The 24,444-nt window shown below is 56.7% G+C and carries 24 protein-coding genes and 1 pseudogene; 11 read left to right on the top strand and 14 right to left on the bottom strand.

The window, feature by feature from the left end:
• Positions 1-41 precede the first annotated feature (41 nt).
• The 5 genes from pstC to phoB are packed head-to-tail and all read left to right on the top strand — an operon-like array spanning position 42 to position 5,072.
• Complete coding sequence (gene pstC, locus ACR3EM_RS05510; protein WP_480469802.1) at positions 42-1,514, top strand: phosphate ABC transporter permease subunit PstC; 1,473 nt, start codon at positions 42-44, stop codon at positions 1,512-1,514.
• Positions 1,511-2,842 carry a phosphate ABC transporter permease PstA gene (gene pstA / locus ACR3EM_RS05515; protein ID WP_480469803.1) on the top strand — a complete coding sequence of 444 codons (1,332 nt, stop codon included), beginning with the start codon at positions 1,511-1,513 and terminating at the stop codon, positions 2,840-2,842. The genes pstC and pstA overlap by 4 nt, the downstream gene beginning before the upstream one ends.
• Positions 2,843-2,854: 12 nt before the next feature.
• Positions 2,855-3,652 (top strand): phosphate ABC transporter ATP-binding protein PstB, encoded by a 798-nt coding sequence (pstB, locus tag ACR3EM_RS05520; RefSeq protein WP_480469804.1) that lies wholly within the window; start codon positions 2,855-2,857, stop codon positions 3,650-3,652.
• Between the two features lie 16 nt (positions 3,653-3,668).
• Complete coding sequence (phoU, locus tag ACR3EM_RS05525) at positions 3,669-4,370, top strand: phosphate signaling complex protein PhoU (RefSeq protein ID WP_480469805.1); 702 nt, start codon at positions 3,669-3,671, stop codon at positions 4,368-4,370.
• Between the two features lie 12 nt (positions 4,371-4,382).
• Positions 4,383-5,072 carry a phosphate regulon transcriptional regulator PhoB gene (phoB, locus tag ACR3EM_RS05530; protein ID WP_480469806.1) on the top strand — a complete coding sequence of 230 codons (690 nt, stop codon included), beginning with the start codon at positions 4,383-4,385 and terminating at the stop codon, positions 5,070-5,072.
• Here the strand turns inward: phoB and ACR3EM_RS05535 are convergent.
• Positions 5,069-5,980, bottom strand: coding sequence for a LysR family transcriptional regulator (locus ACR3EM_RS05535; protein WP_480469807.1), 912 nt, complete (start codon positions 5,978-5,980; stop codon positions 5,069-5,071). The two genes, phoB and ACR3EM_RS05535, sit on opposite strands and share 4 nt — an antisense overlap.
• Positions 5,981-6,075: 95 nt before the next feature.
• Between ACR3EM_RS05535 and ACR3EM_RS05540 the strand changes: the two genes are divergently transcribed.
• The gene (locus ACR3EM_RS05540; protein ID WP_480469808.1) at positions 6,076-7,305 is read left to right on the top strand and encodes an acyl-CoA dehydrogenase; all 1,230 of its coding nucleotides are present in this window, start codon (positions 6,076-6,078) and stop codon (positions 7,303-7,305) included.
• Between the two features lie 100 nt (positions 7,306-7,405).
• Here ACR3EM_RS05540 and ACR3EM_RS05545 read toward each other — a convergent pair.
• Positions 7,406-8,766: pseudogene (locus ACR3EM_RS05545) on the bottom strand (ISNCY family transposase).
• 199 nt (positions 8,767-8,965) lie between these two features.
• Between ACR3EM_RS05545 and ACR3EM_RS05550 the strand changes: the two are divergent.
• Positions 8,966-9,733 (top strand): SDR family oxidoreductase, encoded by a 768-nt coding sequence (locus ACR3EM_RS05550; RefSeq protein WP_480469809.1) that lies wholly within the window; start codon positions 8,966-8,968, stop codon positions 9,731-9,733.
• On the opposite strand, the gene ACR3EM_RS05555 is transcribed toward ACR3EM_RS05550, so the two are convergent.
• The 4 genes from ACR3EM_RS05555 to ACR3EM_RS05570 are packed head-to-tail and all read right to left on the bottom strand — an operon-like array spanning position 9,730 to position 13,738.
• The gene (locus tag ACR3EM_RS05555) at positions 9,730-10,596 is read right to left on the bottom strand and encodes an acyl-CoA thioesterase (protein ID WP_480469810.1); all 867 of its coding nucleotides are present in this window, start codon (positions 10,594-10,596) and stop codon (positions 9,730-9,732) included. The genes ACR3EM_RS05550 and ACR3EM_RS05555 overlap by 4 nt on opposite strands.
• A gap of 49 nt (positions 10,597-10,645) precedes the next feature.
• Positions 10,646-11,863, bottom strand: coding sequence for a serine hydrolase domain-containing protein (locus ACR3EM_RS05560; protein ID WP_480469811.1), 1,218 nt, complete (start codon positions 11,861-11,863; stop codon positions 10,646-10,648).
• A 3-nt stretch (positions 11,864-11,866) separates the two neighbouring features.
• Positions 11,867-12,895, bottom strand: a complete 1,029-nt coding sequence (locus tag ACR3EM_RS05565; protein WP_480469812.1) for a phosphotransferase — start codon at positions 12,893-12,895, stop codon at positions 11,867-11,869.
• 24 nt (positions 12,896-12,919) lie between these two features.
• On the bottom strand, positions 12,920-13,738 hold the full coding sequence (locus tag ACR3EM_RS05570) for an SDR family NAD(P)-dependent oxidoreductase (RefSeq protein ID WP_480469813.1): 819 nt from the start codon (positions 13,736-13,738) through the stop codon (positions 12,920-12,922).
• A 112-nt stretch (positions 13,739-13,850) separates the two neighbouring features.
• On the opposite strand from ACR3EM_RS05570, the gene ACR3EM_RS05575 reads away from it, so the two are divergent.
• The 3 genes from ACR3EM_RS05575 (at position 13,851) to ACR3EM_RS05585 (ending at position 16,180) form a co-directional block, all read left to right on the top strand.
• Entirely contained in the window at positions 13,851-14,852 is a 1,002-nt protein-coding gene (locus ACR3EM_RS05575; protein WP_480469814.1) for an NADPH:quinone oxidoreductase family protein, read from the top strand.
• Between the two features lie 129 nt (positions 14,853-14,981).
• Positions 14,982-15,431, top strand: coding sequence for a type II 3-dehydroquinate dehydratase (aroQ, locus tag ACR3EM_RS05580; RefSeq protein ID WP_480469815.1), 450 nt, complete (start codon positions 14,982-14,984; stop codon positions 15,429-15,431).
• On the top strand, positions 15,428-16,180 hold the full coding sequence (locus tag ACR3EM_RS05585; RefSeq protein ID WP_480469816.1) for an autoinducer binding domain-containing protein: 753 nt from the start codon (positions 15,428-15,430) through the stop codon (positions 16,178-16,180). The genes aroQ and ACR3EM_RS05585 overlap by 4 nt, the downstream gene beginning before the upstream one ends.
• Before the next feature lie 376 nt (positions 16,181-16,556).
• On the opposite strand, the gene tsf is transcribed toward ACR3EM_RS05585, so the two are convergent.
• The 5 genes from tsf to ACR3EM_RS05610 all read right to left on the bottom strand — a co-directional run bounded on the left by tsf (position 16,557) and on the right by ACR3EM_RS05610 (position 20,370).
• Positions 16,557-17,432: a translation elongation factor Ts gene (gene tsf, locus ACR3EM_RS05590; protein WP_480469817.1), complete on the bottom strand. Its 876-nt coding sequence runs from the start codon at positions 17,430-17,432 to the stop codon at positions 16,557-16,559.
• Positions 17,433-17,508: 76 nt separating this feature from the next.
• Positions 17,509-18,309 carry a 30S ribosomal protein S2 gene (gene rpsB, locus ACR3EM_RS05595; protein ID WP_480469818.1) on the bottom strand — a complete coding sequence of 267 codons (801 nt, stop codon included), beginning with the start codon at positions 18,307-18,309 and terminating at the stop codon, positions 17,509-17,511.
• Between the two features lie 168 nt (positions 18,310-18,477).
• Positions 18,478-19,314 carry a lyso-ornithine lipid O-acyltransferase gene (olsA, locus tag ACR3EM_RS05600; RefSeq protein WP_480469819.1) on the bottom strand — a complete coding sequence of 279 codons (837 nt, stop codon included), beginning with the start codon at positions 19,312-19,314 and terminating at the stop codon, positions 18,478-18,480.
• Positions 19,315-19,318: 4 nt separating this feature from the next.
• On the bottom strand, positions 19,319-20,074 hold the full coding sequence (olsB, locus tag ACR3EM_RS05605; protein ID WP_480469820.1) for an L-ornithine N(alpha)-acyltransferase: 756 nt from the start codon (positions 20,072-20,074) through the stop codon (positions 19,319-19,321).
• 113 nt (positions 20,075-20,187) lie between these two features.
• On the bottom strand, positions 20,188-20,370 hold the full coding sequence (locus ACR3EM_RS05610; protein ID WP_010440107.1) for a DUF3553 domain-containing protein: 183 nt from the start codon (positions 20,368-20,370) through the stop codon (positions 20,188-20,190).
• Between the two features lie 44 nt (positions 20,371-20,414).
• Here ACR3EM_RS05610 and ACR3EM_RS05615 point away from each other — a divergent pair, with 44 nt between their 5' ends.
• On the top strand, positions 20,415-21,011 hold the full coding sequence (locus ACR3EM_RS05615) for a histidine phosphotransferase family protein (protein ID WP_480469821.1): 597 nt from the start codon (positions 20,415-20,417) through the stop codon (positions 21,009-21,011).
• Here the strand turns inward: ACR3EM_RS05615 and ACR3EM_RS05620 are convergent.
• Genes ACR3EM_RS05620 through obgE form a run of 3 tightly spaced genes read right to left on the bottom strand, consistent with a single transcriptional unit; the run spans position 21,008 to position 24,438 of the window.
• Complete coding sequence (locus tag ACR3EM_RS05620) at positions 21,008-22,270, bottom strand: glutamate-5-semialdehyde dehydrogenase (RefSeq protein WP_480469822.1); 1,263 nt, start codon at positions 22,268-22,270, stop codon at positions 21,008-21,010. The genes ACR3EM_RS05615 and ACR3EM_RS05620 overlap by 4 nt on opposite strands.
• Positions 22,271-22,309: 39 nt before the next feature.
• Complete coding sequence (gene proB, locus ACR3EM_RS05625; RefSeq protein ID WP_480469823.1) at positions 22,310-23,416, bottom strand: glutamate 5-kinase; 1,107 nt, start codon at positions 23,414-23,416, stop codon at positions 22,310-22,312.
• Positions 23,404-24,438, bottom strand: coding sequence for a GTPase ObgE (obgE, locus tag ACR3EM_RS05630; RefSeq protein ID WP_480469824.1), 1,035 nt, complete (start codon positions 24,436-24,438; stop codon positions 23,404-23,406). The genes proB and obgE overlap by 13 nt, the downstream gene beginning before the upstream one ends.
• Positions 24,439-24,444: the final 6 nt, after the last annotated feature.

Below are 24,444 nucleotides of genomic sequence, written 5' to 3' on the forward strand. Positions count from 1 at the left end.
CGTTTCTTTCCCTAATCCCGATCAAGACCTGTGGGGGCAATATGCCAATTCTTTGGCTCATTCTGATCGTACTTGCGATCGCGGCAGTCGGATATGTGTTGGGGCGAATGCGCGCCTTGCAAAGTGCCGGAGGGGACAGCCGCAACCTGCATTCTCTTCCCTCGTTTTATGGGGCGAATGTTGCGCTGAAAGTTATCGTTCCCGCCTTTGGTCTGTTGATCGTCTGGCTGCTGGTTCAGCCGCTCTACGTGAATTCTCAGGTCTCGGAGATGGTTCCCGAAACGGCGATCAAGGAAGGATCGTCGCGTAGCCTTGTTATGGCCGAAGTGCGCCGGACGGCTAATGGTCTGGACAGTGCGGTCGCTCAGGGGCATCTCACCGAAGAGACCGCACAGGATGCGCAGGCGGATGTTTCTGAGATGACCCAGCGGCTGAAAGACGCGGGCCAGGTTGTGACCTCGGATATCACACAGCCCGTGTTGCATGCCGCCCAGGCATACCGGTCGATGAACTCGACCGGCTATACGATTATGTCCATTGCCGTGATACTGATCGCCTTGGCAGGTGCCGCGTTCAGCTGGTTCCAGACACATTCGGAATACCGCGCCCGCAATGTGGTTGAGCAGGGAATTCGTGTGATGCTGCTGGCGGCGGCGTCGATTGCGATCCTGACAACGGTCGGCATCGTACTGTCGCTCGTGTTCAACACGTGGGAATTCTTCAAGCTTTATCCAGCATCAGAGTTCTTCTTCGGAACAACATGGGCCCCCAGTTTCTCGGGCCGTGGTGGCGCGTCTGATCTAGGTATCATCCCGTTGCTATGGGGCACATTCTACATCTCGTTGGTTGCATTGCTGGTGGCTGTGCCGATCGGTCTTTTCGCTGCGATTTATCTCAGCGAGTACGCTTCTTCTCGCGTGCGCTCGATCGCCAAACCGTTGCTGGAGGTGCTGGCCGGTATCCCGACCATTGTTTACGGTCTTTTTGCCTTGCTAACCGTTGGCCCACTGTTGCTGAGCGTGTTCGGAGATGACGGCTTAGGCTGGATGAAAGCCGGCACCGCGGTGATGACCGCCGGTCTGGTCATGGGCATTATGCTGATCCCGTTCGTCTCATCGCTGTCTGATGACATCATCAATGCGGTGCCGCAGGCGATGCGTGACGGGTCTTATGGGCTGGGGGCCACCCAGTCCGAGACCATCCGGCAAGTCGTTTTGCCCGCAGCATTGCCCGGCATCGTAGGTGCGATCTTGCTGGCCGCCTCGCGCGCAATTGGTGAGACCATGATTGTGGTTCTGGGGGCAGGGGCCGCAGCACGGCTCGACCTCAACCCGTTCGAGGCCATGACAACCGTCACCGCAAAGATCGTCAGCCAGTTGACCGGCGACGCGGATTTCGCCTCGCCCGAAGCGCTTGTGGCCTTCGCGCTCGGCATGACCTTGTTCATCCTCACGCTGGGGCTGAACGTTTTCGCCCTTTATATCGTGCGTAAGTATCGGGAGCAGTACGAATGACCGACGCCAGCATGCAAAGCCCCGAAACCGGCCGTCACGCGGTCTCGCTTACGGCGTCCGATGCACGGACCAAGAAACGCGCTGCTGCTGAAAAACGCTTTCGCGCGTACGGAATCGTTGCCATCGCGACTGGCTTGTTCTTTCTGGTCGTGCTGTTCACCTCGATCCTGTCGCAAGGCATCCCGGCCTTCAAACGCACTGTGATTAGCGTCGAGATCACTCTGACGCCAGCACAGCGCGACGAAGCCGAAGGTACGCTATTCAAGACCAAAGCTTATTCCGATCTGTTTATTGCAGAGCTGAATGAACAACTGGCCGAAAGCGGTATCACGGTGGATTTCGATCAAGATGCTATTGAGCGTCTACTGGGCAAAATCGGCGGTACGATCCGAACGTTCTATGCAGATAACCCAAGCAAGCTGGATGAGCCGATCATGTTCGATCTGGCCGCGTCAAGTCGGGTGGATGGCTATTTCAAAGGCCGGGTGTCGCGCGACACCCTGCAGGATAGCCGCTTCTTGCAGCTCAGCGATCTGGATCTAGTGGACGCTTTGAAAGAAGCGGGCATCATCAAGCAGGCCTTCAACTGGCCGTTCATCACCGGAGCCGACTCGGGCGTGGATAACCCCGGTGGCGCAGGCATCGGTGCCTCGGTCGTTGGCTCATTCTTCATGATGCTGGTGGTACTGTGCCTGTCGCTGCCCATCGGTGTGGCCGCGTCGATTTATCTGGAAGAGTTCGCACCACAGAACAGGTTCACCGATCTGATCGAGGTGAACATCTCAAACCTAGCCGCCGTTCCGTCCATCGTGTTCGGTATTCTGGGCCTGGCCGTGTTCATCCAATTCATGCATCTGCCGCAATCGGCGCCGTTGGTTGGCGGTCTGGTGTTGACGCTGATGACTCTGCCTACCATCATCATCTCGACCCGTGCCTCGCTGAAGGCGGTTCCCCCGTCTATCCGTGACGCGGCATTGGGGGTAGGGGCCTCGAAAATGCAGGCCGTGTTTCATCACGTGTTGCCACTGGCCGCGCCAGGTATCCTGACCGGCACCATCATCGGGCTGGCGCAGGCCCTGGGTGAAACCGCACCGCTGCTGCTGATCGGCATGGTGGGATTTGTTGCCCGCGGCTATCCCGATGGTTTCCTCGCAGGCTTCACCGAGCCGAACTCGGCAATGCCTGCACAGATTTACACATGGGCCGCGCGTGCTGATGTCGGGTTTTATGAGAAAGCCTGGGGTGGCATCATCATCCTTTTGATGTTCCTGCTGACCATGAATATCATCGCAATCATCCTGCGCCGCCGCTTTGAACGCCGCTGGTAATTGGGGGCTAAAATGAACGACATGACACGAGTGGAGAGAACCGTGGACTCCAAAAACATCAAGATCAACGCCAAGCAGGTTCAGGTCTATTACGGCGAGACCCACGCCATCAAGGACGTGAGCGTTGATATCGAAGATAAGACCGTGACGGCCTTCATCGGCCCCTCGGGCTGCGGCAAGTCCACCTTTCTGCGCTGTCTGAACCGGATGAACGACACGATTGATATCTGTCGCGTTGAAGGTGATATCCTGTTGGATGGTGAGGATATCTATGACAAGCGCGTCGACCCGGTGCAGCTGCGTGCCAAGGTTGGCATGGTGTTTCAGAAGCCGAACCCGTTCCCCAAATCGATCTATGACAACGTGGCCTACGGTCCACGCATCCACGGCCTCGCAAAGAACAAGGCAGAACTGGATGAGATCGTTGAGAAATCCCTACGCCGTGGTGCGATCTGGGATGAAGTCAAGGATCGTCTGGATGCCCCCGGCACCGGCCTCTCGGGTGGTCAACAACAACGCCTTTGCATTGCGCGTGCGGTCGCAACCGAACCTGAGGTTCTGTTGATGGACGAGCCTTGCTCGGCGCTTGACCCAATCGCAACGGCTCAGGTTGAAGAGCTGATCGATGAACTGCGCTCGCGCTATTCGGTGGTGATCGTGACTCATTCGATGCAGCAGGCGGCAAGGGTCAGCCAGAAGACAGCATTCTTCCATCTGGGCAATCTGGTTGAATTTGGCGAGACGGGGCAAATCTTCACCAACCCCGAAGACCCTCGCACAGAAAGCTACATCACCGGCCGGATCGGCTGAGCACAGGATTATTGCAATGAGCGAACAACATATTGCATCCGCGTTCGACCGCGACCTCGAAACCATTCAGGCGCATATCATGAAGATGGGCGGTTTGGTCGAGGCCGCGATCATGGGTGCGGCCCGGTCGCTGGAAACCCGCGACGAAGAACTGGCGAAAGAAGTACGTCAGGGCGACAAGGCCATCGACGCGCTGGAAGAGCTTATCGACGAAGAAACCGCACGACTGATCGCGCTGCGCGCGCCAACGGCGGGTGATCTGCGTCTGGTGCTGTCGGTGCTTAAAGTGTCGACCAACCTTGAGCGTATAGGCGACTATTCCAAGAATATCGCCAAGCGCACGACCGTGCTGGTTAATGCTGGTGAAATCAACGGAAGCGCCGCCGCTCTACGTAGGATGGCGCGCGAGGTTGAGCTGATGCTGCGAGATGCATTGGATGCCTATATTCAACGTGACGCCGAACTCGCGACGGATGTGATTGAACGCGATCTGGAAGTTGACCAGATGTATAACGGGCTGTTCCGCGAATTCCTGACTTTCATGGCAGAAGATCCGCGCAACATCTCGTCCTGCATGCATTTGCACTTCATCGCGAAGAACATCGAACGCATGGGTGATCACGTTACGGCAATCGCGGAACAGGTGGTCTATTTGGTCACTGGTGAACGGCCGACCGAAGCGCGGCCCAAGGCCGATAACACCTCGCAAACGATCTAGGAGGTTGACCTTATGTCCGCTGATCAACCGACGGTGCTGGTGGTTGAAGATGAATTGGCCCAGCGTGAGGTTCTTTCCTATAACCTCGAAGCCGAGGGGTTCCGGGTCACAAAAGCCGCTAATGGTGACGAGGGTTTGTTGCTCGTCGAAGAGGACCGCCCGGACATTATCGTTCTCGACTGGATGATGCCCAATCTCAGCGGTATTGAGGTCTGTCGCCGCCTGAAGACACGACCCGACACCCGTTCAATCCCGATCATCATGCTGTCGGCGCGTTCGGAAGAGGTGGACAAGGTGCGAGGTCTGGAAACCGGGGCGGATGACTACGTGATCAAGCCTTACTCGGTGGTAGAGCTGATGGCGCGGGTCCGTACTCAGCTGCGTCGGGTACGTCCAGCGACGGTGGGTATTCGGCTGGAATTCGATGATATCATTCTGGATTCAGAGACCCATAAGGTCAGCCGGGACAACAAGCCATTGAAGCTCGGCCCAACCGAGTTCCGCCTGCTCAGCACCTTTATGGAAAAGCCGGGGCGGGTCTGGAGCCGCGAACAGCTGCTCGACCGGGTCTGGGGCCGCGATATCTATGTCGATACGCGCACTGTGGACGTTCATATCGGACGTTTGCGCAAGGCATTGACTCAGCACGGTGGTGAAGACCCGGTGCGGACCGTCCGTGGGGCAGGCTACGCGTTAGGCTAACGCGGCAACGTCTCTTCGGTCTGAGCCTGAGAGGCAAGCCAGTGTCGGAACTGTCGCAACGAATCGTCCTGTGATTTGTCGTGGGGCCAGACCAGATAATAGGCACCCAGTGTCTCAAACGCATCGGGGAAGGCGGCGACCAGATTACCTGTCGCAAGGTCCTGTTCGATCAGGTAGTTGGGCAGCAACGCAACACCCAGACCGTGCAGGGCCGCCTGATTGATCGTGTTGAATTGATCATGCACCGTGCCGGGCAGGGGGTGCGGAGCCTCGACCCCCATTTGTCGGAACCACTCTTGCCAAGCCCGTGGACGCGTCTGGATGTGCAGTAACGGCAACTTGAGTAACTCGTCCGGTGTCGAGGGTGTTCCCTGCGGTAGCAACTCAGGCGCGCAGACCGGCAGAACGCGCTCCATTTTTAGCAACAAACGGTCGGTTCCTGGCCAGTCAGGTTCACCAAAGTGCAACGCAGCGTCAAAGGGTTCCGATGCGAAATTGAACGGTCTCAACCGAGTTGTCATGTTGATGGTTATGTCCGGATGCAAACGCGCGAAATCCGGCAGACGCGGTACCAGCCAACGCATCCCAAAGGTCGGCAGGATTGCCAGATTCAACGTCCCTCCAACAGGCGACACATGTAGTTTCAGAGCAGCCTGCACAATCTGGGACAAGGCTGGCCGAATCTCTTGCACATAATCCTGCCCGGCCTTGGTCAGCGACAATCTCTTTCGGTCACGGCTGACGAGTTCTGCGCCCAGATGTGTCTCAAGCGTTTGCAGCGACCGACTGACAGCGCTCTGCGTCAATGCCATTTCGTCGGCAACCGCCGAGGCAGAGCCTAGTCGATCCAGCGCTTCCAATGCACGCAGGGCGGAGATCGGGGGCAGGAAAGGGCGGCGCATACTCATCTATGCGTTTTAGTCATGTAAATGTGCAAATGTCTCGCTGTTTTTTGAGGAAACCTCAGATTATGATGCGCGAGACATTGTATCGGAGACTCATCATGAACGCGCCAGAGACCAAACCCGTTCTAAGGGCCAAAGACGCGCCCGATTTGGGAAATTTTGCTTGGGACGATCCTTTCCGCCTGGCAGATCAGTTGGAAGAAGATGAACGATTGGTTGCTGACAGCGCCCGTGCATATGCGCAGGAAAAGCTGCAGCCGCGCGTCACGCAGGCGTTTCAGAACGAGGAGACCGATCCTGAAATCTTTAGGGAAATGGGTGAAATGGGCCTGTTGGGCACGACAATCCCCGAGGAATATGGCGGCATCGGTGCGGGATATGTGAGCTATGGATTGGTCGCGCGCGAGGTTGAGCGGGTGGATTCCGGCTATCGCTCGATGATGTCGGTGCAAAGCTCGCTGGTGATGTATCCGATCTATGCCTATGGCAGCGAAGAGCAGCGCCGGAAATACCTGCCAAAGCTGGCCAGCGGCGAATGGATTGGTTGTTTCGGCTTGACCGAGCCGGATGCCGGCTCTGACCCAGCTGCCATGAAAACCCGGGCTGAAAAGATTGACGGTGGCTATCGTCTGACCGGTAGCAAGATGTGGATTTCGAATGCTCCGATTGCAGATGTGTTTGTCGTGTGGGCCAAGTCGGATGCGCATGATGGCAAGATCCGGGGCTTCGTTCTGGACAAGAACACCAAGGGGTTGAGCGCGCCGAAGATCGAAAACAAGCTGAGCCTGCGCGCTTCGATCACCGGCGAAATCGTGATGGAAGGCGTTGAGGTCGGCGAAGATGCGTTACTGCCGCATGTGCAGGGCCTGAAAGGACCGTTCGGATGTCTGAACCGCGCACGTTACGGGATCAGTTGGGGCGCTATGGGGGCGGCCGAGAGCTGCTGGCATGCTGCGCGTCAATACGGTCTGGATCGCAAGCAATTCAATCGGCCATTGGCGCAGACCCAACTGTTCCAACGCAAACTGGCTGAGATGCAAACTGAAATCGCTCTGGGCCTTCAGGCAAGCCTGCGTGTTGGGCGTTTGATGGATCAGGCCGAAGCCGCACCCGAGATGATCTCGATCATCAAGCGCAACAACTGCGGCAAGGCGCTGGATATCGCGCGGATGTCACGGGACATGCATGGCGGCAATGGTATCTCGCTTGAGTTCCAGGTGGTGCGCCACATGATCAATCTTGAGACAGTAAATACCTATGAGGGGACGCATGACGTGCATGCGCTGATTCTTGGTCGGGCGCAGACCGGGTTGCAGGCATTCTACTGATATGGCGATGTTGCAACCAAGTAGAAATGTCCCTGGGTCTGCAAAGTAGAAATGTCCCGGTTGCCGGGAAACGGTAGTGCAGCCTGGCAGGGTGGAGACCTCAAACATCGGAGCCCTGGCTGGCTGCGCGGTCCTTTTTCGCCACTCTTGCGAGCTTTGAATTCCAGCCGTTGTTGCGCCGACCTGTTGGGTTGTAGCGTGTGGCCTGAGTGCCGACGCGGCGCTTCTTCGGGGTGCTTTGTCCTGCTCTTGCTTGATGTGCTCCAGCACTGCGCTCAGCCGCTTGTTCCCGATGATCGCCGCGTGGCTCACACGTTGATCTTTGTCGTAAGCGGAGTAGGGCAGTGGAACACCCTTTGACCGGAATTCCAGCGTACCGTCCTGGAATTCATAGCTGTCCACATATTTGCCAACGAGGCCACGGGTGAGGTCGTTCTCTTCAAGCGTGATCCGCTTGCGGTCGTAACGCAGCACCAGGTTCCGGTCGACGTAGCGCTCGTCGCGCCAGCACAGGATGTCCCGCAGACGGTCGGGCTCGACATTCAGGGCCCGGTGCAGATTGTCCGGACGTCGCGGCGATTTGGCAAACCTGGCATTATAGCATTGCATGAACCCCGGCAGGAATTCGTTTGCAGCTTCCATGTCCGAGATGCCAGCGAGCCGCAATTCCTTCACCAGCCGATCCTGGAGCGTGCGGTTGGCACGCTCAACACGGCCCTTGGCCTGGCTGCTGTTGGCGCAGAGGATCTCGATGTTCAACTCATTCAAAGCGCGACCAAACTGGGTCATGCCATGGCCCGACTTCGCACCTTGCTGCGCCACCCGAAACACGGTGTGCTTGTCGGAATAGAAAGCTACAGGGCGACCGTGCTCGGCCAGGTAGCCTTCAAGTGCTTCGAAATAGCTGAAGGTGCTTTCCGACTTCACGAACCGTAGCTGCATCAACGTGCTGGTCGCATCGTCGATGAAGACAAGCAGCGTGCAGGGCGGGGCGCGATCTTCGAACCAGCGGTGGTCAGATCCGTCGATCTGGATGAGCTCGCCAAAGGATTCCCGGCGCAAACGCGGCTGGTGGAACGTCCTGCGCTGTTTGCGAGATAACCAGATTCCGTCTGCCTGCATCCATTTGCGCAGCGTCTCGCGCGAGACTTTCAGATCGTGATGTTCCAACAACATCTCAGCTGCCAGTGTCGGACCAAAGTCAGTGTATCGTTCTTTGACGAGTGCCAGGGCAAACTCTCGAACGGCCGGATCAATACGATTGTTGGATCTACGGTCGCGCGCCTTGTGACGCAGCGCAGCCGGACCATCAGTCTGGAAAACCCTGAGCAAACGGTGAACTTGTCTGCGGCTCAAGTTCAGAACATTCGCGGCAGAAACCACCGTCATGCGGCCTTGGGAAACCTGACTCAGTACTTCAATACGATTAAGCTCGCGCTCGCTCATGACAACCAATCCCACCGTCACACTCCAATCCTGCCTGCTCGACAGAGAAGTGTGACACTTCTACTTTGCTAATGTGGGACATTTTAACTTTGCTGCTTCAGGCGAATGCCGTATAATCGTGATTATGTAAAATAAGCCATCGCCAGAAAATCCACTCTGGCGATGGTTTTTCAACGTGTTAGGCTGATCTGCGAAACTCAGAGCACAGACAGACATGCACCTGAACGAAAAGACAGTTGTTGTGACCGGCGCCGCTGGTGGCATTGGCAAAGGACTTGCTGAACGATTTGCCAATGAAGGCGCTCGCGTTGTTTGCGCAGATATCGACGCTGCCGGTGCGCAGCACATTGCGGACAAGATCGGTGGTCATGCCATTCATTGCGATGTTTCCCTGGAATCTGACATTTGCAAATTGATCGAAACCGTTGAGGATAGCATCGCACCAATAGATCTGTTTTGTGCGAATGCCGGTATTCTAACGCTTGGCGGGCTTGATGTTCCGGACACCGAATGGGAACGGATTTGGCAAATTAACGTCATGTCTCATGTCTGGACCGCTCGGCATTTATTGCCGTGTATGGTGGCGCGTGGCGGCGGATACCTGATGACGACCGCCTCGGCCGCAGGGCTGCTCAATCAACCTGGTGCGGCACCATACGGCGTCACAAAACATGCCGCCATTGGGTTTGCTGAATGGGTCGCGTTGACCTATGCGCATCAAGGAATTCGAGTGTCGGTTCTATGCCCTCAGGCGGTACGTTCGGACATGACCCGTGGACATGAGGATTCGGTTGCGGCAATCGACGGGATGCTTGAGCCCGAAGCGGTCGCGCAGGCCTGTGTCGAAGCGCTGGCTGACGAGCGGTTTTTAATCCTGCCGCATCCTCAGGTATTGGACTATATGCGTTTAAAAACAGCAGATTATGACCGCTGGATTGGCGGAATGTCTAAGCTAAATCAAAAATATACCAGCGAAACTTAACGCGAGCGACGTCGCCGAAGCAAACCTTCCTGCGCGACCGAGGCAACCAATGTGCCGTCTTGCGAATAAATCGATCCTCGGTTGAAACTACGCCCCTGCCCCGTCCATGGCGATTCCATCGCGTAAAGGTGCCAGTTCTGGAACTGTACCGGCGCGTGAAACCAGAGCGCATGATCCAAGCTGGCACCATCGATCTCACCAGTGAACCAACTGAGGCCATGCGGGCGCATGCCCGAACTCAGCAGACTCATATCAGATGCATAGGCCAGCAACAGGTGCTGCGTAATCCGGTCGGCCTGTGCTGCCGCACCCATACGGAACCACACATGGTTCCGGTCATCTGCTTTGTCCGGCGTAAAAAGGTCCAGCGGCGCGACCTCTCGTACTTCGATTGGACGTTCGCGCAGAAGTTCTGTTTTGAGCGCTTCAGGCACGCGAGTCAGATACTTCTGACGCATTTCATCGCGTGATGGGTGATGCTCTGGTGGCTCCACATCCGGCAGGGGATGCTGATGATCCCATCCATCATCCTGTTTGTGGAACGATGCCGAAAGGTTCAGGATTTGTTTGCCATGTTGGATTGCAACCACACGACGGGTGGTGAAAGAACCTCCATCTCGGGCGCGATCTACTTGATAGATAACGGGAATCGATGGATCGCCGGGCCGAATAAAGTAAGCGTGCAGGGAATGACACAATCGGTCATCGACGGTCCTGTAAGCTGCTGCAAGGGCCTGCGCGATCACCTGCCCGCCAAAGATGCGCGTTGGGGTCTCTCCACCAGAGCCAGTTCCCCGGAACAAGTCGACTTCAAGCGCTTCGATGTTGAGCAGGTCAAGCAGAACGCGTTCAGCTTTGGTCATATGTGGGTCTCCGGCTTAGCGATGTCCCCGGCTATCATCCACACCGAGGTCATTCAACGAGCGCACCATGTACAAGTGCCTTCAATTCCGCACGCGAGGGGTAAGAGCTGGAAGGTGACAGCTGAGTGAAGAACACAGCCGAAAAATCATTGACTGGATCCACCCAGAAATAAGTGGACGCCATGCCACCCCAACCGAAATCACCGACCGAGCCCGGACACCGCAGGCGCGCCGGATCTAAAACCACGGCACCACCAATACCAAACCCGGTTCCTTCCATGGGTTGCTCGGCAAAGCTTTGGGGACCCATCGATGCAATATCGCCGGGTAAGTGATTGCGTAGCATGAATTCTATCGTCTTTGACCCCAGAATGCGCTCCCCGTTTCCTGAGCCTTTGTTGCGCAACATTTCAGCGAAGCGACTGTAATCATCGATCGTACTGATCAGCCCACCCCCACCAGAGAAAGTTGTTGTGGCCTCAAACGGAGAGTCTCCGGCACAATCAACCAGGCGTAGCGTATCGTCACCGGTCTTGGCCGCATTCAATGCCATCGCGTCGCCTTCAAGCGGCGTATAGAGCGAGGCGAACCGATCCCCCGCCCAGTTCGGCACTGAAAACCCCGTCTCGTGCATGCCGAGTGGCTCAAAAATGTGATCGGCCAGAAAGCGCTCGAAGGACTGCCCCGAGGTGACCTCGATGACGCGACCGATGACGTCGATACCCACCGAGTATTCCCAGCGGTGGCCCGGTTGAAAAGCCAGAGGCAAAGTGGCCAGGACCTCGACCCGATCCGCGAGCGGACCCTGTGCCGGTGAAAATATCAGTCCAAGCTCATCCATCGCCTCGGGCAGCAACCCGGGATTAAACGGATAACTGAGACCACTGGTATGCGTCAGCAACTGATGCAGGGTTGGCGTTGGTGCGGCCTCGGTCTGATCCAAGCGCGTGGCGCCGGGAATCAGGGCTTGCATCGACTGAAACTCGGGCAGGAACTCGGAAACCGGTGCGTCGAGATGAAACTGCCCGCGCTCAACCAGCATCATGAGCGCAACCGAGGTCACGGGTTTGGTCATAGAATAAATACGCACGAGGCTTTCGCGCTGAAACGGCAAGTCATTTTCAAGACACCGGCGACCACAGCTGTGAAAGAACGCCTCCTGCCCGTTGTGCAGAATCAGTAGGCTGCTGCCGGCGTATTTTTTCTCGTCTACATATCGCTGCATCCAGGCTTGAATGCGGGTTAGTGCGGTTGGGTCAAATTTCATGATCTACGCCTCCAGCGCGGATAGGCCATGTTGAGCAAATACCGGAACATATGCACCAAAGGCGCGCGCCCTTGCAGGGTCTGAGGCGTTGCCATCCAGCGACCGTTTGTAGACACCTTGAAGTATGGCCGCCATGCGGAAGAAGTTGAAGGCGAGATAGAAGCCGAAATTCTCGATCCCCGGCAGGCCGCGCCGCGCGCAATAATCTGCAATAAATGACTGATCCGATGGGAGGCCTAGTGCATCGCGATCCACCCCGGCCAATCCACGCCCTTCCTTACCCGGTGGCAACTGCCACTGCATGATTACCGCCGCAAGATCCGCATAAGGATGGCCGATGGTCGACAGTTCCCAATCCAGCACGCCAATGCAGTTCGTTCCAGTGTGCTCGAACAACATATTATCAATCCTATAGTCGCCATGAACCAATGTTCTCTGGCCGTCATCAGCAGGGATTTGTTGTTCAAGTTTGCCGATCAAGCTATTCATATAGTTTATATCTTCGGTTTCCGAAGCTCGGTACTGCTTGGTCCATCGCCCGATCTGTCGTTCGAAGTAATTCCCCGGAGGGCCGAAATCCGACAGGCCTGCCGCATCGATATCTACCATGTGCAACTCGGCCAGAACGCGGTTCATCTCGGCCAATATGCCAGCACGAGTGGCATTGTTTTCACCCTTCATAACAGGATCAACGAATGAACGTCCGTCCAGATGCTCCATCACATAGAACGCTGAGCCGATGATGCTGTCGTCTTCGCACAGAAGGTACATCTGCGGCACCGGGACCCTGGAGCTGATCAGAGCGCTTTGAACCCGAAACTCACGATCCACTGCATGAGCAGACTTGAGCAATACGCCCGGTGGCTTGCGCCGCAGAACGTAGTTCTTACTAGGCGTTTGCAGCAGATAGGTCGGATTGGATTGCCCGACCGTGAATTTCGTTGCTTGAAGCGGGCCCTGATAATCATCTAAATGCGCTTCAAGATATGCATTTACTGCATTTATATCTAACGTATTTTCCTGATCAGTCATCCGATATCCAGATGTTGAAAACAGCTATAGAGCGTCGGCAAAGATGTTCCCGCCACTCTGCACATTTATCCCGCCCGAGACTGGCAGCACCGCCCCGGTGACATAGCTGCCTCCGCGTCCACAGAGGAAGAGTACGCAGCCTCCAATATCCTCGGCACGACCTACGCGGCCAAGCGGGACGGATTTGCCAACACGCTCACGTTTGTCCTCATCTTCGGTGGCAAAGGCTGTCATGCGCGACACGAACGGTCCCGGCGCAAGCGCATTCACTGTCACGCGGTATGGTGCCAACTCCTTGGCCATAATCTTGGACAGATGGATTACTGCCGCTTTCGACGCGGAATAGCTGTAGGCGCCGTCACCCATCGGCGTTTCACCCATCACAGACCCAACATTGACCACACGCGCCGGGTCGTCATCCGAGGCGGATTTCATCAACAGCGGCAACAGCTTTTGGGTCAGATCAAAAATACCTGCTACATTGACTGACATCACCTTATCCCATGCTGCATATGGGAACTGCCCCATAGGCGCACCCCAAGTGACCCCGGCATTATTCATCAGGATTTCTAGTGTTTCTGTCCGTTTCCTCACTTCAGCGATCAGAGCATCTATTCCCTCTTCACTGCCGATATCCCCTGCAAACCCCTCAGCCGATCCGGGCGTATCCATCGCGTTCAGTTCTGCGGCTACGGCCTCACATGCGTCGCCTTTACGTGAAGCGATCAATACATGGGCCCCTGCGCGCGCCAGAGCCTCGGCCGCCATCCGACCGATGCCTGTTGCGCCCCCGGTGACCAGAGCGGTTTTGCCGTTCAGCGAAAACAATGTCTCAGGCGTCATGTGCTCTCCTCTACCCAGATACCGTTACGGAAGCTGACAGGTCATCTTCTTGACAACCCGTGCCTGTAATCCAACGATTTCAGCTCCACCGAAGCAAGGGGCAAGAGAAGGCATGCAAACATTACTCAGCGTCACACCGGGTGGTCCCGAGGCTTTGGAGCTAACCACACTGCCCGACCCGACACCTGGCAAGGGCGAACTGTTGATCCGTGTCCGGGCTTCTGGTGTGAACTTCCCCGATACTCTGATCATTCGCGATCTGTATCAGATGAAGCCGCCGCGTCCCTTTGCTCCGGGCGGAGAGATTGCGGGCGAAGTCCTCGCGCTTGGTTACGGAGTGTCTGGATTCGAGCCCGGGGATCGTGTTCTGGCTCTGACGGGGCATGGAGGGTTCTCAACACATCTTACCCTCAAAGCTGCGACTGCAGTGAAAATCCCCGATGCGATGCCTTTTGATGACGCTGCCTGTTTCATTTTTACCTACGGCACATCTTATCACGCTCTGAAAGACCGGGCACAGCTGCAAGCCGGAGAAACCGTTCTGGTATTGGGCGCGGCTGGTGGCGTGGGGTCTGCAGCAATAGAGCTGGCCAAGGCTATGGGCGCGCGCGTCATTGCGGCGGTTTCTTCCGAAGACAAGGCAGAGTTCTGCAAACAGATTGGCGCGGATGAGACACTCGTTTACTCGCGCGAATTGGATCGAGACGCCCAGAAAGCGCTTTCCGCCAAGATCAAATCGCTTGTCGGGGGTGATGGGGTCGACGTCGTCTATGATGCCGTGGGCGGAGACTATGCCGAACCCGCCCTGCGCAGCATGGCATGGGGCGGCCGCTATTTGGTGGTCGGTTTTCCGGCAGGAATCCCGAGCCTTCCGTTGAATCTGACCTTGCTCAAAGGTTGCCAGATTGTTGGGGTCTTTTGGGGCGCATCGGTGTTTCGCGACCCCAAAGGCCATGCCCAAAATCTTGAAGAGCTTTTCACACTCTACAACGACGGAAAAATCTCACCACGTATCAGCTTGCGATTGCCTCTGATACGCGCGGCAGAGGCAATTGAGCTGCTGGAACAGCGTTCGGTTCTCGGAAAGGTCGTTGTGACAATGCAGGATGTGTGATCCTTATTACATCTCCAAATATTCCCATCAGCCACGATGCGTCGATGCGACCTTACCTTCTCTGAACGAGGCCGCTGGACGCCCAGATTATTCGAGTTTATGAAAAAGAGAGATGGGGACAGTTTGAAGATGCATAATATCCTGGTTCTGAATGGTCCGAACCTGAATTTGCTGGGCACAAGACAGCCCGAGGTTTATGGCCATACGACATTGAAGATGATCGAAGACCTGTGCGTGTCTCACGGCCAGACGATTGGCCTGTCGGTTACTCATCTTCAGTCCAATCACGAAGGCGCCCTGATCGATGCGATCCATTCGGCACGCGGGGTGCAGGATGGCATCGTTCTGAATGCCGGCGGCTATACCCATACCTCGGTGGCCCTGATGGATGCGATCTCCTCGGCGCAAGTGCCGACGGTCGAGGTGCATCTGTCCAACATCCACGCTCGTGAGGTGTTTCGTCATACCTCTTACATCGCCCGAGTCGCGATCGGTCAAATCTGCGGATTTGGTGCACAAAGCTATGTCATGGCGCTTGACGCCCTTGCAGCCCATCTCAGCGAGAGGAGCGTGGTATGAACCTCAGGGAATACCTCAGCTTTCTGAGTTATACGAAAACTCTGGAAGAGCTTTGGGATGCGCATTGCCGCCAGATGGCCGGGTTTGGTTTCGATCGGCTGCTCTATGGTTATACGCAATATCGCACCGCGACATCGCTAGGTGATCCTGAAGATTTTGTTATCCTCAGCAACCATTGCACCAACTATCTGGATGGCTTTTTGCGTTCCGGGCTTTATTTTCACGCCCCGATGCTGAAGTGGGCGCTGGATAATGAAGGCGCGGCAAGCTGGAGCATGATAAATGACATGATGTCCAGCGGTGTAATGTCAGCCGAGGAACGCAGAGTATATGACTTCAACAAATCTTTTGGTGTGACGTCTGGCTATACAGTCAGCTTCAATTCGGTCTCGATGCGTTCAAAAGGCGCTATTTCGTTGGCAGCGCGTGACCACGACCAGAAAGAGATGGACGAGGTCTGGCGAAAGCATGGTGATGATATTCTGCTGATGAACAATGTTGCTCATCTGAAAATACTCACCTTGCCGTACAACGCTCCGAACCGCGCCTTGACGAAACGCCAGCGTGAAGCCCTGCAATGGGTGGGTGACGGGAAGACCACGCAAGATATTGCCCTGCTGATGGGGCTGACGGCGGCGACCGTAGAAAAACACCTCCGGCTCGCGCGCGAAGCGCTCTCGGTTGAGACGACGGCCCAGGCCGTATTGAAGGCCGCGCTTCAGAATCAGATGTTCGTGATGGAAGTCTGACCCGGTTCTGACGCCGTATTGCGTCAGATTGACCTAGGGTAAGGAATACATGACTTTCCGAATCTATCTTTAAAATTGCAAATTGATACTGTTCCGTGAGTGGTGGCTTTAGCCAGGGAACATTCTGATCAGATCTTTGCCATAACAAAGCTCTCTGATTGATCTGACCAAGAGGCGCCTATTCGTCCGCGTCACTTAGTTGGAAATTGTTGAGGGGCCCTGTCCATCCCCATCATGCGGGGCCCCTCAATCTCACCAGAAAATCGTGCCATCAGCTTGTACCTACAAGAAACTGATAGCTACTTGTTTCATATGAAAAAACCCGACTGCTTGGGCAGCCGGGTTCTTGAACTTCAATGCCAGAAAAGAGCTTGCGTTAGCCCTGAGCGGCCTTTGCAACTTCTGCGGCAAAATCTTCTTTTTCGACTACAATGCCTTCGCCGACTTCCATGCGAACAAAGCCGGTGATGGTTGCGCCCGCTTCCTTGGCCGCTGCTTCGACGGTCAGGTCAGGGTTCACCACGAAGGATTGGTTCAGCAGGGTCGATTCGGCGACGAATTTCTTCATGCGGCCTTCGATCATCTTTTCGATCACCTGCTCCGGTTTGCCGGATTCGCGGGCGATGTCCATCTGAACCTGCTTTTCTTTCTCGACAACCGCCGGATCCATGTCCGCTTCGGACAGGGCCGCCGGGTTCACAGCCGCGATATGCATCGCAACCTGCTTGCCGATGGCTTCGTCACCACCAGACAGAGCAACCAGAACGCCGATTTTGCCCATGCCGGTTGTCGCGGCGTTGTGGACATAGGACACAACAGTGTCGCCAGACAGTTTGGCCATGCGGCGTACCGACATATTTTCGCCGATGGTGGCGATCTTGTCGGTCAGGGTGTCGGCAACCGACTTGCCGCCCAGATCAGCAGCCAGCAGAGCGTCGATGTCGTCAACGCCTTCGGCGGCGTAGGTGATCTTACCGACCATTTCCTGGAAGTCGGCGTTTTTCGCAACGAAGTCGGTTTCCGAGTTCACTTCGACAGCAACACCGTTGCCACCGTTGACGTGAACAGCAACCAGACCTTCTGCTGCGGTACGGCCCGATTTCTTCGCCGCTTTGGCCAGGCCTTTGGTGCGCAGCCAGTCAACGGCTTCGTCCATGTTACCGCCGGTTTCGGTCAGCGCTTTCTTTGCGTCCATCATGCCTGCGCCGGTCGAGTCGCGCAGTTCTTTAACCATTGCTGCTGTGATTGCCATCTTTAGGCTCTCCTCAATTCAAACGGAATTGGGGCAGGTCTACCCTGCCCCATATGTCAATAACGTGACGGGCAGCTTACGCTTCGGCTTTGGCTTCCGGTGCGGCTTCTTCTGCAGGTGCTTCTTCAGCAACCACTTCCTCAACCGGAGCTTCTTCGAACGCGCCCAGGTCAACACCTGCAGCACCCATCTGAGCGGTCATACCGTCCAGAGCGGCACGCGCGGCCAGGTCACAGTACAGAGCGATTGCGCGGGCCGCGTCGTCGTTGCCGGGGATGATGTAGTCAACGCCATCGGGCGAGCAGTTGGTGTCGACAACAGCCACAACCGGGATACCCAGCTTGTTGGCTTCGGCGATGGCCAGTGCTTCTTTTTTAACGTCGATGACGAACAGCAGATCAGGAACGCCGCCCATCTCGCGGATACCGCCCAGCGACGCCTGCAGCTTGGCCTGATCACGCTCCATGCCCAGACGCTCTTTCTTGGTCAGGCCTTCAGCGCCCGATTCCATCGCTTCGTCGATCTGGTTCAGACGGTTGATCGACTGGGAAACGGTTTTCCAGTTGGTCAGCGTGCCGCCCAGCCAGCGGTGGTTCATGTAGTACTGAGCCGACTTTTCAGCCGCTTCAGCGATCGGGCCAGCGGCCTGACGCTTGGTGCCTACGAACAGAACGCGGCCACCTTTAGCGACGGTGTCACGAACAGCCTGCAGAGCCTGATCCAGCATTGGAACGGTCTGGGTCAGGTCCATGATGTGGATTCCATTGCGCGAGCCGTAGATGAACGGGCCCATGCGGGGATTCCAACGCTGTGTCTGGTGACCAAAGTGAACGCCAGCTTCCAGCAGCTGACGCATGGAGAACTCGGGAAGAGCCATGCTATTCTTTCCTTTTCCGGTTTACGCCTCGGCGGGGGTGAAAGAAGCGGATGCTCCAACCGGCGGGCCAGATAAGGATGTCTCCCCTATAAAGCCCAAACCCCGCCTGCGGGTTTGAATGGCGCGCGTATACGGCAGGTTTTGTGGCAACGCAAGGGCCTTTTGCCCTTATTTTTCAAGCAAAGCGAGCGCATGGGCGTGGCGCACAGCCTCTTCGCAGTGCGTGGCCAATTCCTTGCGATTACCGAAGTCGCTTACTTTTGCTGGCGCGTGATAGATCAGCTCAACGGATCCTTGCCTGCGTGCGCCGAGTGTTTTCAACAAGTGAGGCCCGAAATCCATATCGCCCCACCAGCCATAGAACCGGCCCGGCTGCCCTATGGGTGCGTGATAGACAACAGACACCGGTTGTACATACATGAAATCACGCAATTCATCAGCAAAGAATGCAGCGAAAAGCGTTGATTTGAAAGGCAAAACGCGAAGACCGTCAGTCGAGGTGCCTTCCGGAAAGAACAAGAGTTTATGACCCGCTGAAAGTCGTTCTTGAAACACAAGTGTTTGTTCGCGCGCTTTCTTTCGGTCGCGTTCGATAAATACCGTTCCGGTCGCGCGGGCCAGCCAACCGATACCTGGCCATTTCGCGACCTCGGCCTTTGAAACAAAATAGACACGCTTGCGCGCGTTCAGTGCAAAGATATCAAGCCATGAAGTATGGTTCGCGACGACAGCACCGCGTTCTTGCATCAAGGTGCCGGAGGATCGAAAACCGATGCCCAAGATGCGAAATGCATTTCGGCAGACGATCTGAGTGATGAACGGCGTGATCGGCCGACGGAGCCCGAACACGGGCCGCTCGATCATGCGCACGATTAGCAGAATGATCAGCCCACCAAAAACAAGCACCGCCAATGGCAAACCGCGCAGGATTGCCAAGAACCAGCCCGCAATTCCCAGCTCTAAAGGATCGGGATCGTCGTCACTTTGCCACGAGGTGTCGCTCACCGGTTCAGGCTCCGCTGTAAATTCGGCGCTGCCGTTCGTTCATACGGGCGGTATCAAGGATCAGGCACACATCAGTCGTGTTAAAGGCATGATCGATAAAGGCCCCTTCGCCCACAAAACCTCCCAGGCGCAGGTAAGCCTTGATCAGTGCGGGCACCTGCACCATTGCTGCGCGGCGGTCCAGTGCGTCCTCCGCAACCAGATCCATCGATTGATATACGTCCGGCTGCGCGCGCACCCTGAGATCAAGTGGGGCCAGATGATTGTGATGTAGCATCGACAGCGGCTGCGCCAGAGCATTGATATCGATGCCGTGAAAGCTGGCAACTCCGAATAGAACCTCGATCTCTCGTTCAGCTACGTATGCGGCCAATCCGTTCCAAAGATGGTACATCGCGGTGCCGCCGCGATAGTCCGGATGCAAGCAGGATCGGCCGAGTTCCAGCAGCTTTCGTCCGCTTTCCTTGAGCACGGTTAGATCATATTCATCTTCGGAATAGAACTGCCCAAGTTCTGCGGCGCGTCCACCCGGTAAAAGCCTGTAAACACCGACGGTTTCCCCGGTCTGATTGTCGATAGCCAGCATGTGGTCAAAATACGGATCGAACTGATCTCGTTCCAATCTGGCCTCGTGATCGACCATTTCGCCGCCGCCGCCAAGTTCCTGAACGAATACATCATAGCGCAGACGCTGAGCGGCGCGCAGTTCATCATCGGTTTCGGCCAGCTTAATTGTGAACGAAGGGCCTGTGTCTGGCATCGAGAATTCCGTCTAAGAGTTTTGCGCTGATAGCGCAGGTTTCCGGGCGATGGCAATATTTCCGCGACGGTTCGCACTTATGGTCGACGGCGTTAACCTTTCCTAAACCAGTTTCACGGATCAAAGACCGGCATCAGGGCTATGCGTGTCCCGTCGATTACCACTTTCCCCTGCTCGCGAAAGTTCACGGTGATCTTGCCTCCGATATTGGACTGCACCTGTCCAACGCCCCAATCGGGGAAATCGGGGTGGCGGACATACATGCCCGGTGCAAGAATAGCATTCAGGTCTGTCATATCGGAGCTCCGGCTTCTTGCGGCAGATACAGCAGGAGGTACGCATGGGTGCAACTGACGTCAACCTGGCCGAGTTGATCGGATCGCGGATCTGCCATGACCTGATCAGCCCGATCGGAGCTATCACCAACGGGTTGGAACTGTTGGAGATGGTCGGTGCCGTTCAAGGCCCGGAGATGGAGCTGATCTCGGGCAGTGTCGGCAGTGCGGGCGCACGAATCCGGTTCTTTCGGGTGGCCTTTGGCTCTGCCAGCGATCAACTTCTGGGGCGGACCGAAGTGAGCGAGCTGTTGCGTGACGTGGAACGCGCGGGTCGGGTCCGCATCAACTGGAACCTGACAGATGCGGTGCCCCGCAATCAGGTCAAACTGGCCTTTTTGGCCCTGATGTGTTGCGAAAGCGCGATGCCCTTTGGTGGTGAGGTTGATATCACGACACAAGACGGCGCATGGGCTGTGACAGGTGTTGCCGACAAGCTGAATATCGACGGCAGCCTGTGGAAGGGCGTCGTGAACGGTTGCTTTGGCGATAAAGTCAGCCCGGCACAGGTTCAATTCGCGCTTCTGCCGCAGACCGCGTCCGCGATGGGGCACAGGGTCGCGGCGGAAACCACCGCAACCCGCGTCACGCTGAAGTTCTAGCTACGGACGGTTCCGTTGCCACGCACCAAATACTTGAAACTGGTAAGTTGAGCGGCGCCAACTGGGCCGCGCGCATGCATCTTGCCTGTGGCAATGCCGATCTCGGCGCCCATACCAAACTCTCCACCATCCGCGAACTGGGTCGAGGCGTTGTGCATCAGGATCGCGCTGTCTAGCCGTTCGAAGAATCGATCGGCGGCGACGGCATCCTCAGTCATGATGCAATCGGTGTGGTTTGAGCCGTATCTCCGAATATGCGCGATGGCCGCATCAATATCAGCGACGGGTCGCGCGGCAATGATGCTGTCGAGATATTCTTTGCCCCAGTCTGCATCTGTAGCGGGCACAGTATTATCAGTCGCCAACACACCTTCTGCGTGCACCACGACACCAGCAGTCTGAAGCGCCGCAACAAGATCGCGACCAAGCGTTTCGGCCACGTCTTGATGAATCAGCAAGCACTCTGCAGCGCCGCAAATGCCGGTGCGACGGGTTTTGGCGTTCAGCACAACATCCAGCGTTTTTTGCGGATCTGCGGCTTTGTCGACATAGATATGAACGATGCCTTCAAGATGCGCAAAGACCGGCACGCGGGCCTCGCGTTGGACAAGGCCCACAAGACCTTTGCCGCCTCGGGGCACAATGACGTCGACGTAATCGGTCATGGTCAAAAGCTCTTGCACAGCGGCGCGGTCGCGGGTGGGCACAAGCTGTATGGCATCTTCGGGCAGATTCACGGCTTTCAGCCCCTCGACCAGACAGGCGTGGATCGCAGTTGATGAATGAAAACTTTCCGACCCGCCACGCAAGATCACCGCATTGCCGGATTTCAGGCACAGAGCGCCCGCATCGGCCGTCACATTCGGGCGGCTTTCATAGATCACGCCAATCACGCCCAGAGGCGTACGCACGCGCTGAATGTTCAGTCCCGAGGCCATGTCCCATTCAGCCATCACCTCACCCACCGGATCGGCCTGATCAGCCACTGTGCGCAGACCGTCAACCATGCCCTGAACGCGCGCCTCATCCAGCATCAACCGGTCCATCATTGCGGGGCTAAGGCCCTTCTCGCGACCGAACTCAAGATCTTTCTTATTGGCTTCGATGATGTCAGCACGATTATTCCAAACAGCTTCAGCCGCCGCAATCAGTGCTGCGTGCTTACGTTCGGCGTTGGCGAAAGCCAGTTCTTGCGATGCGGCTTTGGCGCGCGCGCCAAGGTCGGTCATCATTGCGGGAATGTTGTCGAAATCCTTCATCTCAAGCGCCTTTCGGTTTCAGTATATCAGGTCGCGCCGTCACAGCGCCAGATCGTCCCGGTGGATCAGGGCTGCGCGGCCGGGGTAACCCAGTGTCGCTTCGATCTCGGACGATTTCCGCCCTTTGATCGCATCCGCCTCTTGCGCGGTATAGCGGCTGAGCCCTTGTGCCAACCTCCGTGCCTGCGCATCCAGAATGGCCACGGGATCGCCGCGGCCAAAATCTCCGTTCACCTGAACGATGCCAGCGGGTAGCAGGCTCTTGCCATTGGAAAGCGCCTTTGCCGCACCGTCGTCGATCACGATCTCACCGCGCGGTTTCATAGCCGAGATCCAGCGTTTCCGTGCCGCATGCGGGTCAAGCGTTGCCGTGAACCAAGTGCAGTTTGCGCCATTTTCAAGCGTTTTCAGCGGGTTCAGGGGTGATCCCTCAGTGATCGCCATGTCACATCCAGCTGCCGTCGCCATCTTGGCCGCCAGGAGCTTGGTCTTCATGCCACCTTTGGATAGCCCCGACCCGGCGTCGCCCGCCATTGCTTCGATCTCGGGCGTGATCTGTTCGATCACATCATAACGGGTGGCTGATGCGTCCTCGTTAGGATTGCCCGAATAGAACCCATCGACATCCGAGAGCAAGATCAACTGATCCGCCCCGATAGTCACGGCGATCTGTGCCGCAAGCCGGTCATTGTCGCCATATCGGATCTCATCCGTTGCGACTGTGTCGTTTTCGTTGACAATCGGAACTACCCCCAGACCCAGAAGAGTTTCCAGAGTAGCGCGCGAGTTCAGGTACCGTCGCCGATCTGCGCTGTCTTCCAACGTAACCAGCACTTGGGCGGTCTTGATCTCATGCGGTGCCAACGCTTCTTCATACGCACGGGCGAGCCGGATTTGCCCAACGGCCGCAGCGGCCTGCGATTGTTCCAGCGGTAGATTCTGCATCGGCAGGCCAAGTACGCCTCGACCCAACGCGATTGACCCGGACGAGACCAGAACGACGTCCGTCCCCTGCCCCTTCAGCCAGGCCACGTCCTGTGCCAGAGATTTCAGCCAATCCGACCTGAGCAATCCTGTGTCCCGGTCGACCAACAAGGCCGATCCGATCTTGACCACCAGCCGGCGGGCATTGGTCAGGGTTGCCAAGGCGCGGCCTCCTCAGCAGGCTTCTGACGCAGGCGGTTTTCGTCGATTTGTGCCCGCAGGGCCCGCAACACTTCGGTCACGCCCAGATGCGCCACACCAGACATGGTCATAACGGGGCCGCCGACGGCCTCTTCCAGTTCGGTCTTGATCAGGTCGCGTTCCTCATCATCCAGCGCGTCGATCTTGTTCAAGACGGTGATACGCGGCTTATCCGCCAGCTCTCCGCCGTAAGCCTCGAGTTCGGTGATGATGGTATGATAGTCCTCCACCACAGTGTCCGAGGTGCCGTCGACCAGGTGCAGCAACACCGCACAGCGTTCCACGTGCCCAAGGAAACGGTCTCCGATCCCACGCCCTTCATGCGCGCCTTCGATCAGGCCGGGAATGTCTGCCACGACGAATTCAACGTTATCAACGCCGACAACGCCCAGATTGGGGTGTAGCGTAGTGAACGGATAGTCAGCGATCTTGGGTCGCGCATTCGATGTGGCGGCCAGAAAGGTCGACTTGCCAGCGTTGGGCATGCCCAACAGGCCCACATCCGCAATCAGTTTCAATCGCAGCCAGATTGTGCGGTCGATCCCTGCCTGCCCCGGATTGGCGCGGCGCGGGGCCTGATTGGTGGCCGATTTGAAGTGCAAGTTGCCGAAGCCGCCATTGCCGCCTTTGGCCAGCAGGAACCGTTGGCCGACCTCGGTCAGGTCGCAGATCACGGTTTCTTCGTCTTCGTCCAGAATCTCGGTCCCGACAGGTACGCGTAGGATGATGTCGTCACCATCCTTGCCGGTGCGCTGCTGACCGCGGCCAGGCTGGCCGTTCTTGGCGAAGAAATGCTGCTGGTAGCGGAAGTCGATCAGGGTGTTCAGCCCGTCCACAACCTCGGCCCAGACCGAGCCGCCCTTACCGCCGTCCCCACCATCGGGACCGCCGTATTCGATGTATTTTTCGCGCCGAAAGCTGACGCAGCCGCCACCTCCGGCCCCGGACCGGATGTAGACCTTTGCAAGATCGAGAAATTTCATGTGTGT

It is taken from the genome of Ruegeria sp. AH3 (assembly GCF_056536265.1).

Bases quoted from the DNA above. Each gene is read 5' to 3' on its own strand.
- phoB (WP_480469806.1), top strand. From the start codon at position 4,383: ATGTCCGCTGATCAACCGACGGTGCTGGTGGTTGAAGATGAATTGGCC.
- aroQ (WP_480469815.1), top strand. From the start codon at position 14,982: ATGCATAATATCCTGGTTCTGAATGGTCCGAACCTGAATTTGCTGGGC.
- ACR3EM_RS05575 (WP_480469814.1), top strand. From the start codon at position 13,851: ATGCAAACATTACTCAGCGTCACACCGGGTGGTCCCGAGGCTTTGGAG.
- ACR3EM_RS05550 (WP_480469809.1), top strand. From the start codon at position 8,966: ATGCACCTGAACGAAAAGACAGTTGTTGTGACCGGCGCCGCTGGTGGC.
- ACR3EM_RS05615 (WP_480469821.1), top strand. From the start codon at position 20,415: ATGGGTGCAACTGACGTCAACCTGGCCGAGTTGATCGGATCGCGGATC.
- pstC (WP_480469802.1), top strand. From the start codon at position 42: ATGCCAATTCTTTGGCTCATTCTGATCGTACTTGCGATCGCGGCAGTC.
- ACR3EM_RS05540 (WP_480469808.1), top strand. From the start codon at position 6,076: ATGAACGCGCCAGAGACCAAACCCGTTCTAAGGGCCAAAGACGCGCCC.
- ACR3EM_RS05560 (WP_480469811.1), bottom strand. From the start codon at position 11,863: ATGAAATTTGACCCAACCGCACTAACCCGCATTCAAGCCTGGATGCAG.
- ACR3EM_RS05565 (WP_480469812.1), bottom strand. From the start codon at position 12,895: ATGACTGATCAGGAAAATACGTTAGATATAAATGCAGTAAATGCATAT.
- ACR3EM_RS05570 (WP_480469813.1), bottom strand. From the start codon at position 13,738: ATGACGCCTGAGACATTGTTTTCGCTGAACGGCAAAACCGCTCTGGTC.
- olsB (WP_480469820.1), bottom strand. From the start codon at position 20,074: ATGCCAGACACAGGCCCTTCGTTCACAATTAAGCTGGCCGAAACCGAT.
- phoU (WP_480469805.1), top strand. From the start codon at position 3,669: ATGAGCGAACAACATATTGCATCCGCGTTCGACCGCGACCTCGAAACC.
- pstB (WP_480469804.1), top strand. From the start codon at position 2,855: ATGAACGACATGACACGAGTGGAGAGAACCGTGGACTCCAAAAACATC.
- ACR3EM_RS05610 (WP_010440107.1), bottom strand. From the start codon at position 20,370: ATGACAGACCTGAATGCTATTCTTGCACCGGGCATGTATGTCCGCCAC.
- rpsB (WP_480469818.1), bottom strand. From the start codon at position 18,309: ATGGCTCTTCCCGAGTTCTCCATGCGTCAGCTGCTGGAAGCTGGCGTT.
- obgE (WP_480469824.1), bottom strand. From the start codon at position 24,438: ATGAAATTTCTCGATCTTGCAAAGGTCTACATCCGGTCCGGGGCCGGA.
- ACR3EM_RS05585 (WP_480469816.1), top strand. From the start codon at position 15,428: ATGAACCTCAGGGAATACCTCAGCTTTCTGAGTTATACGAAAACTCTG.
- ACR3EM_RS05620 (WP_480469822.1), bottom strand. From the start codon at position 22,270: ATGAAGGATTTCGACAACATTCCCGCAATGATGACCGACCTTGGCGCG.
- pstA (WP_480469803.1), top strand. From the start codon at position 1,511: ATGACCGACGCCAGCATGCAAAGCCCCGAAACCGGCCGTCACGCGGTC.
- tsf (WP_480469817.1), bottom strand. From the start codon at position 17,432: ATGGCAATCACAGCAGCAATGGTTAAAGAACTGCGCGACTCGACCGGC.
- ACR3EM_RS05535 (WP_480469807.1), bottom strand. From the start codon at position 5,980: ATGAGTATGCGCCGCCCTTTCCTGCCCCCGATCTCCGCCCTGCGTGCA.
- ACR3EM_RS05555 (WP_480469810.1), bottom strand. From the start codon at position 10,596: ATGACCAAAGCTGAACGCGTTCTGCTTGACCTGCTCAACATCGAAGCG.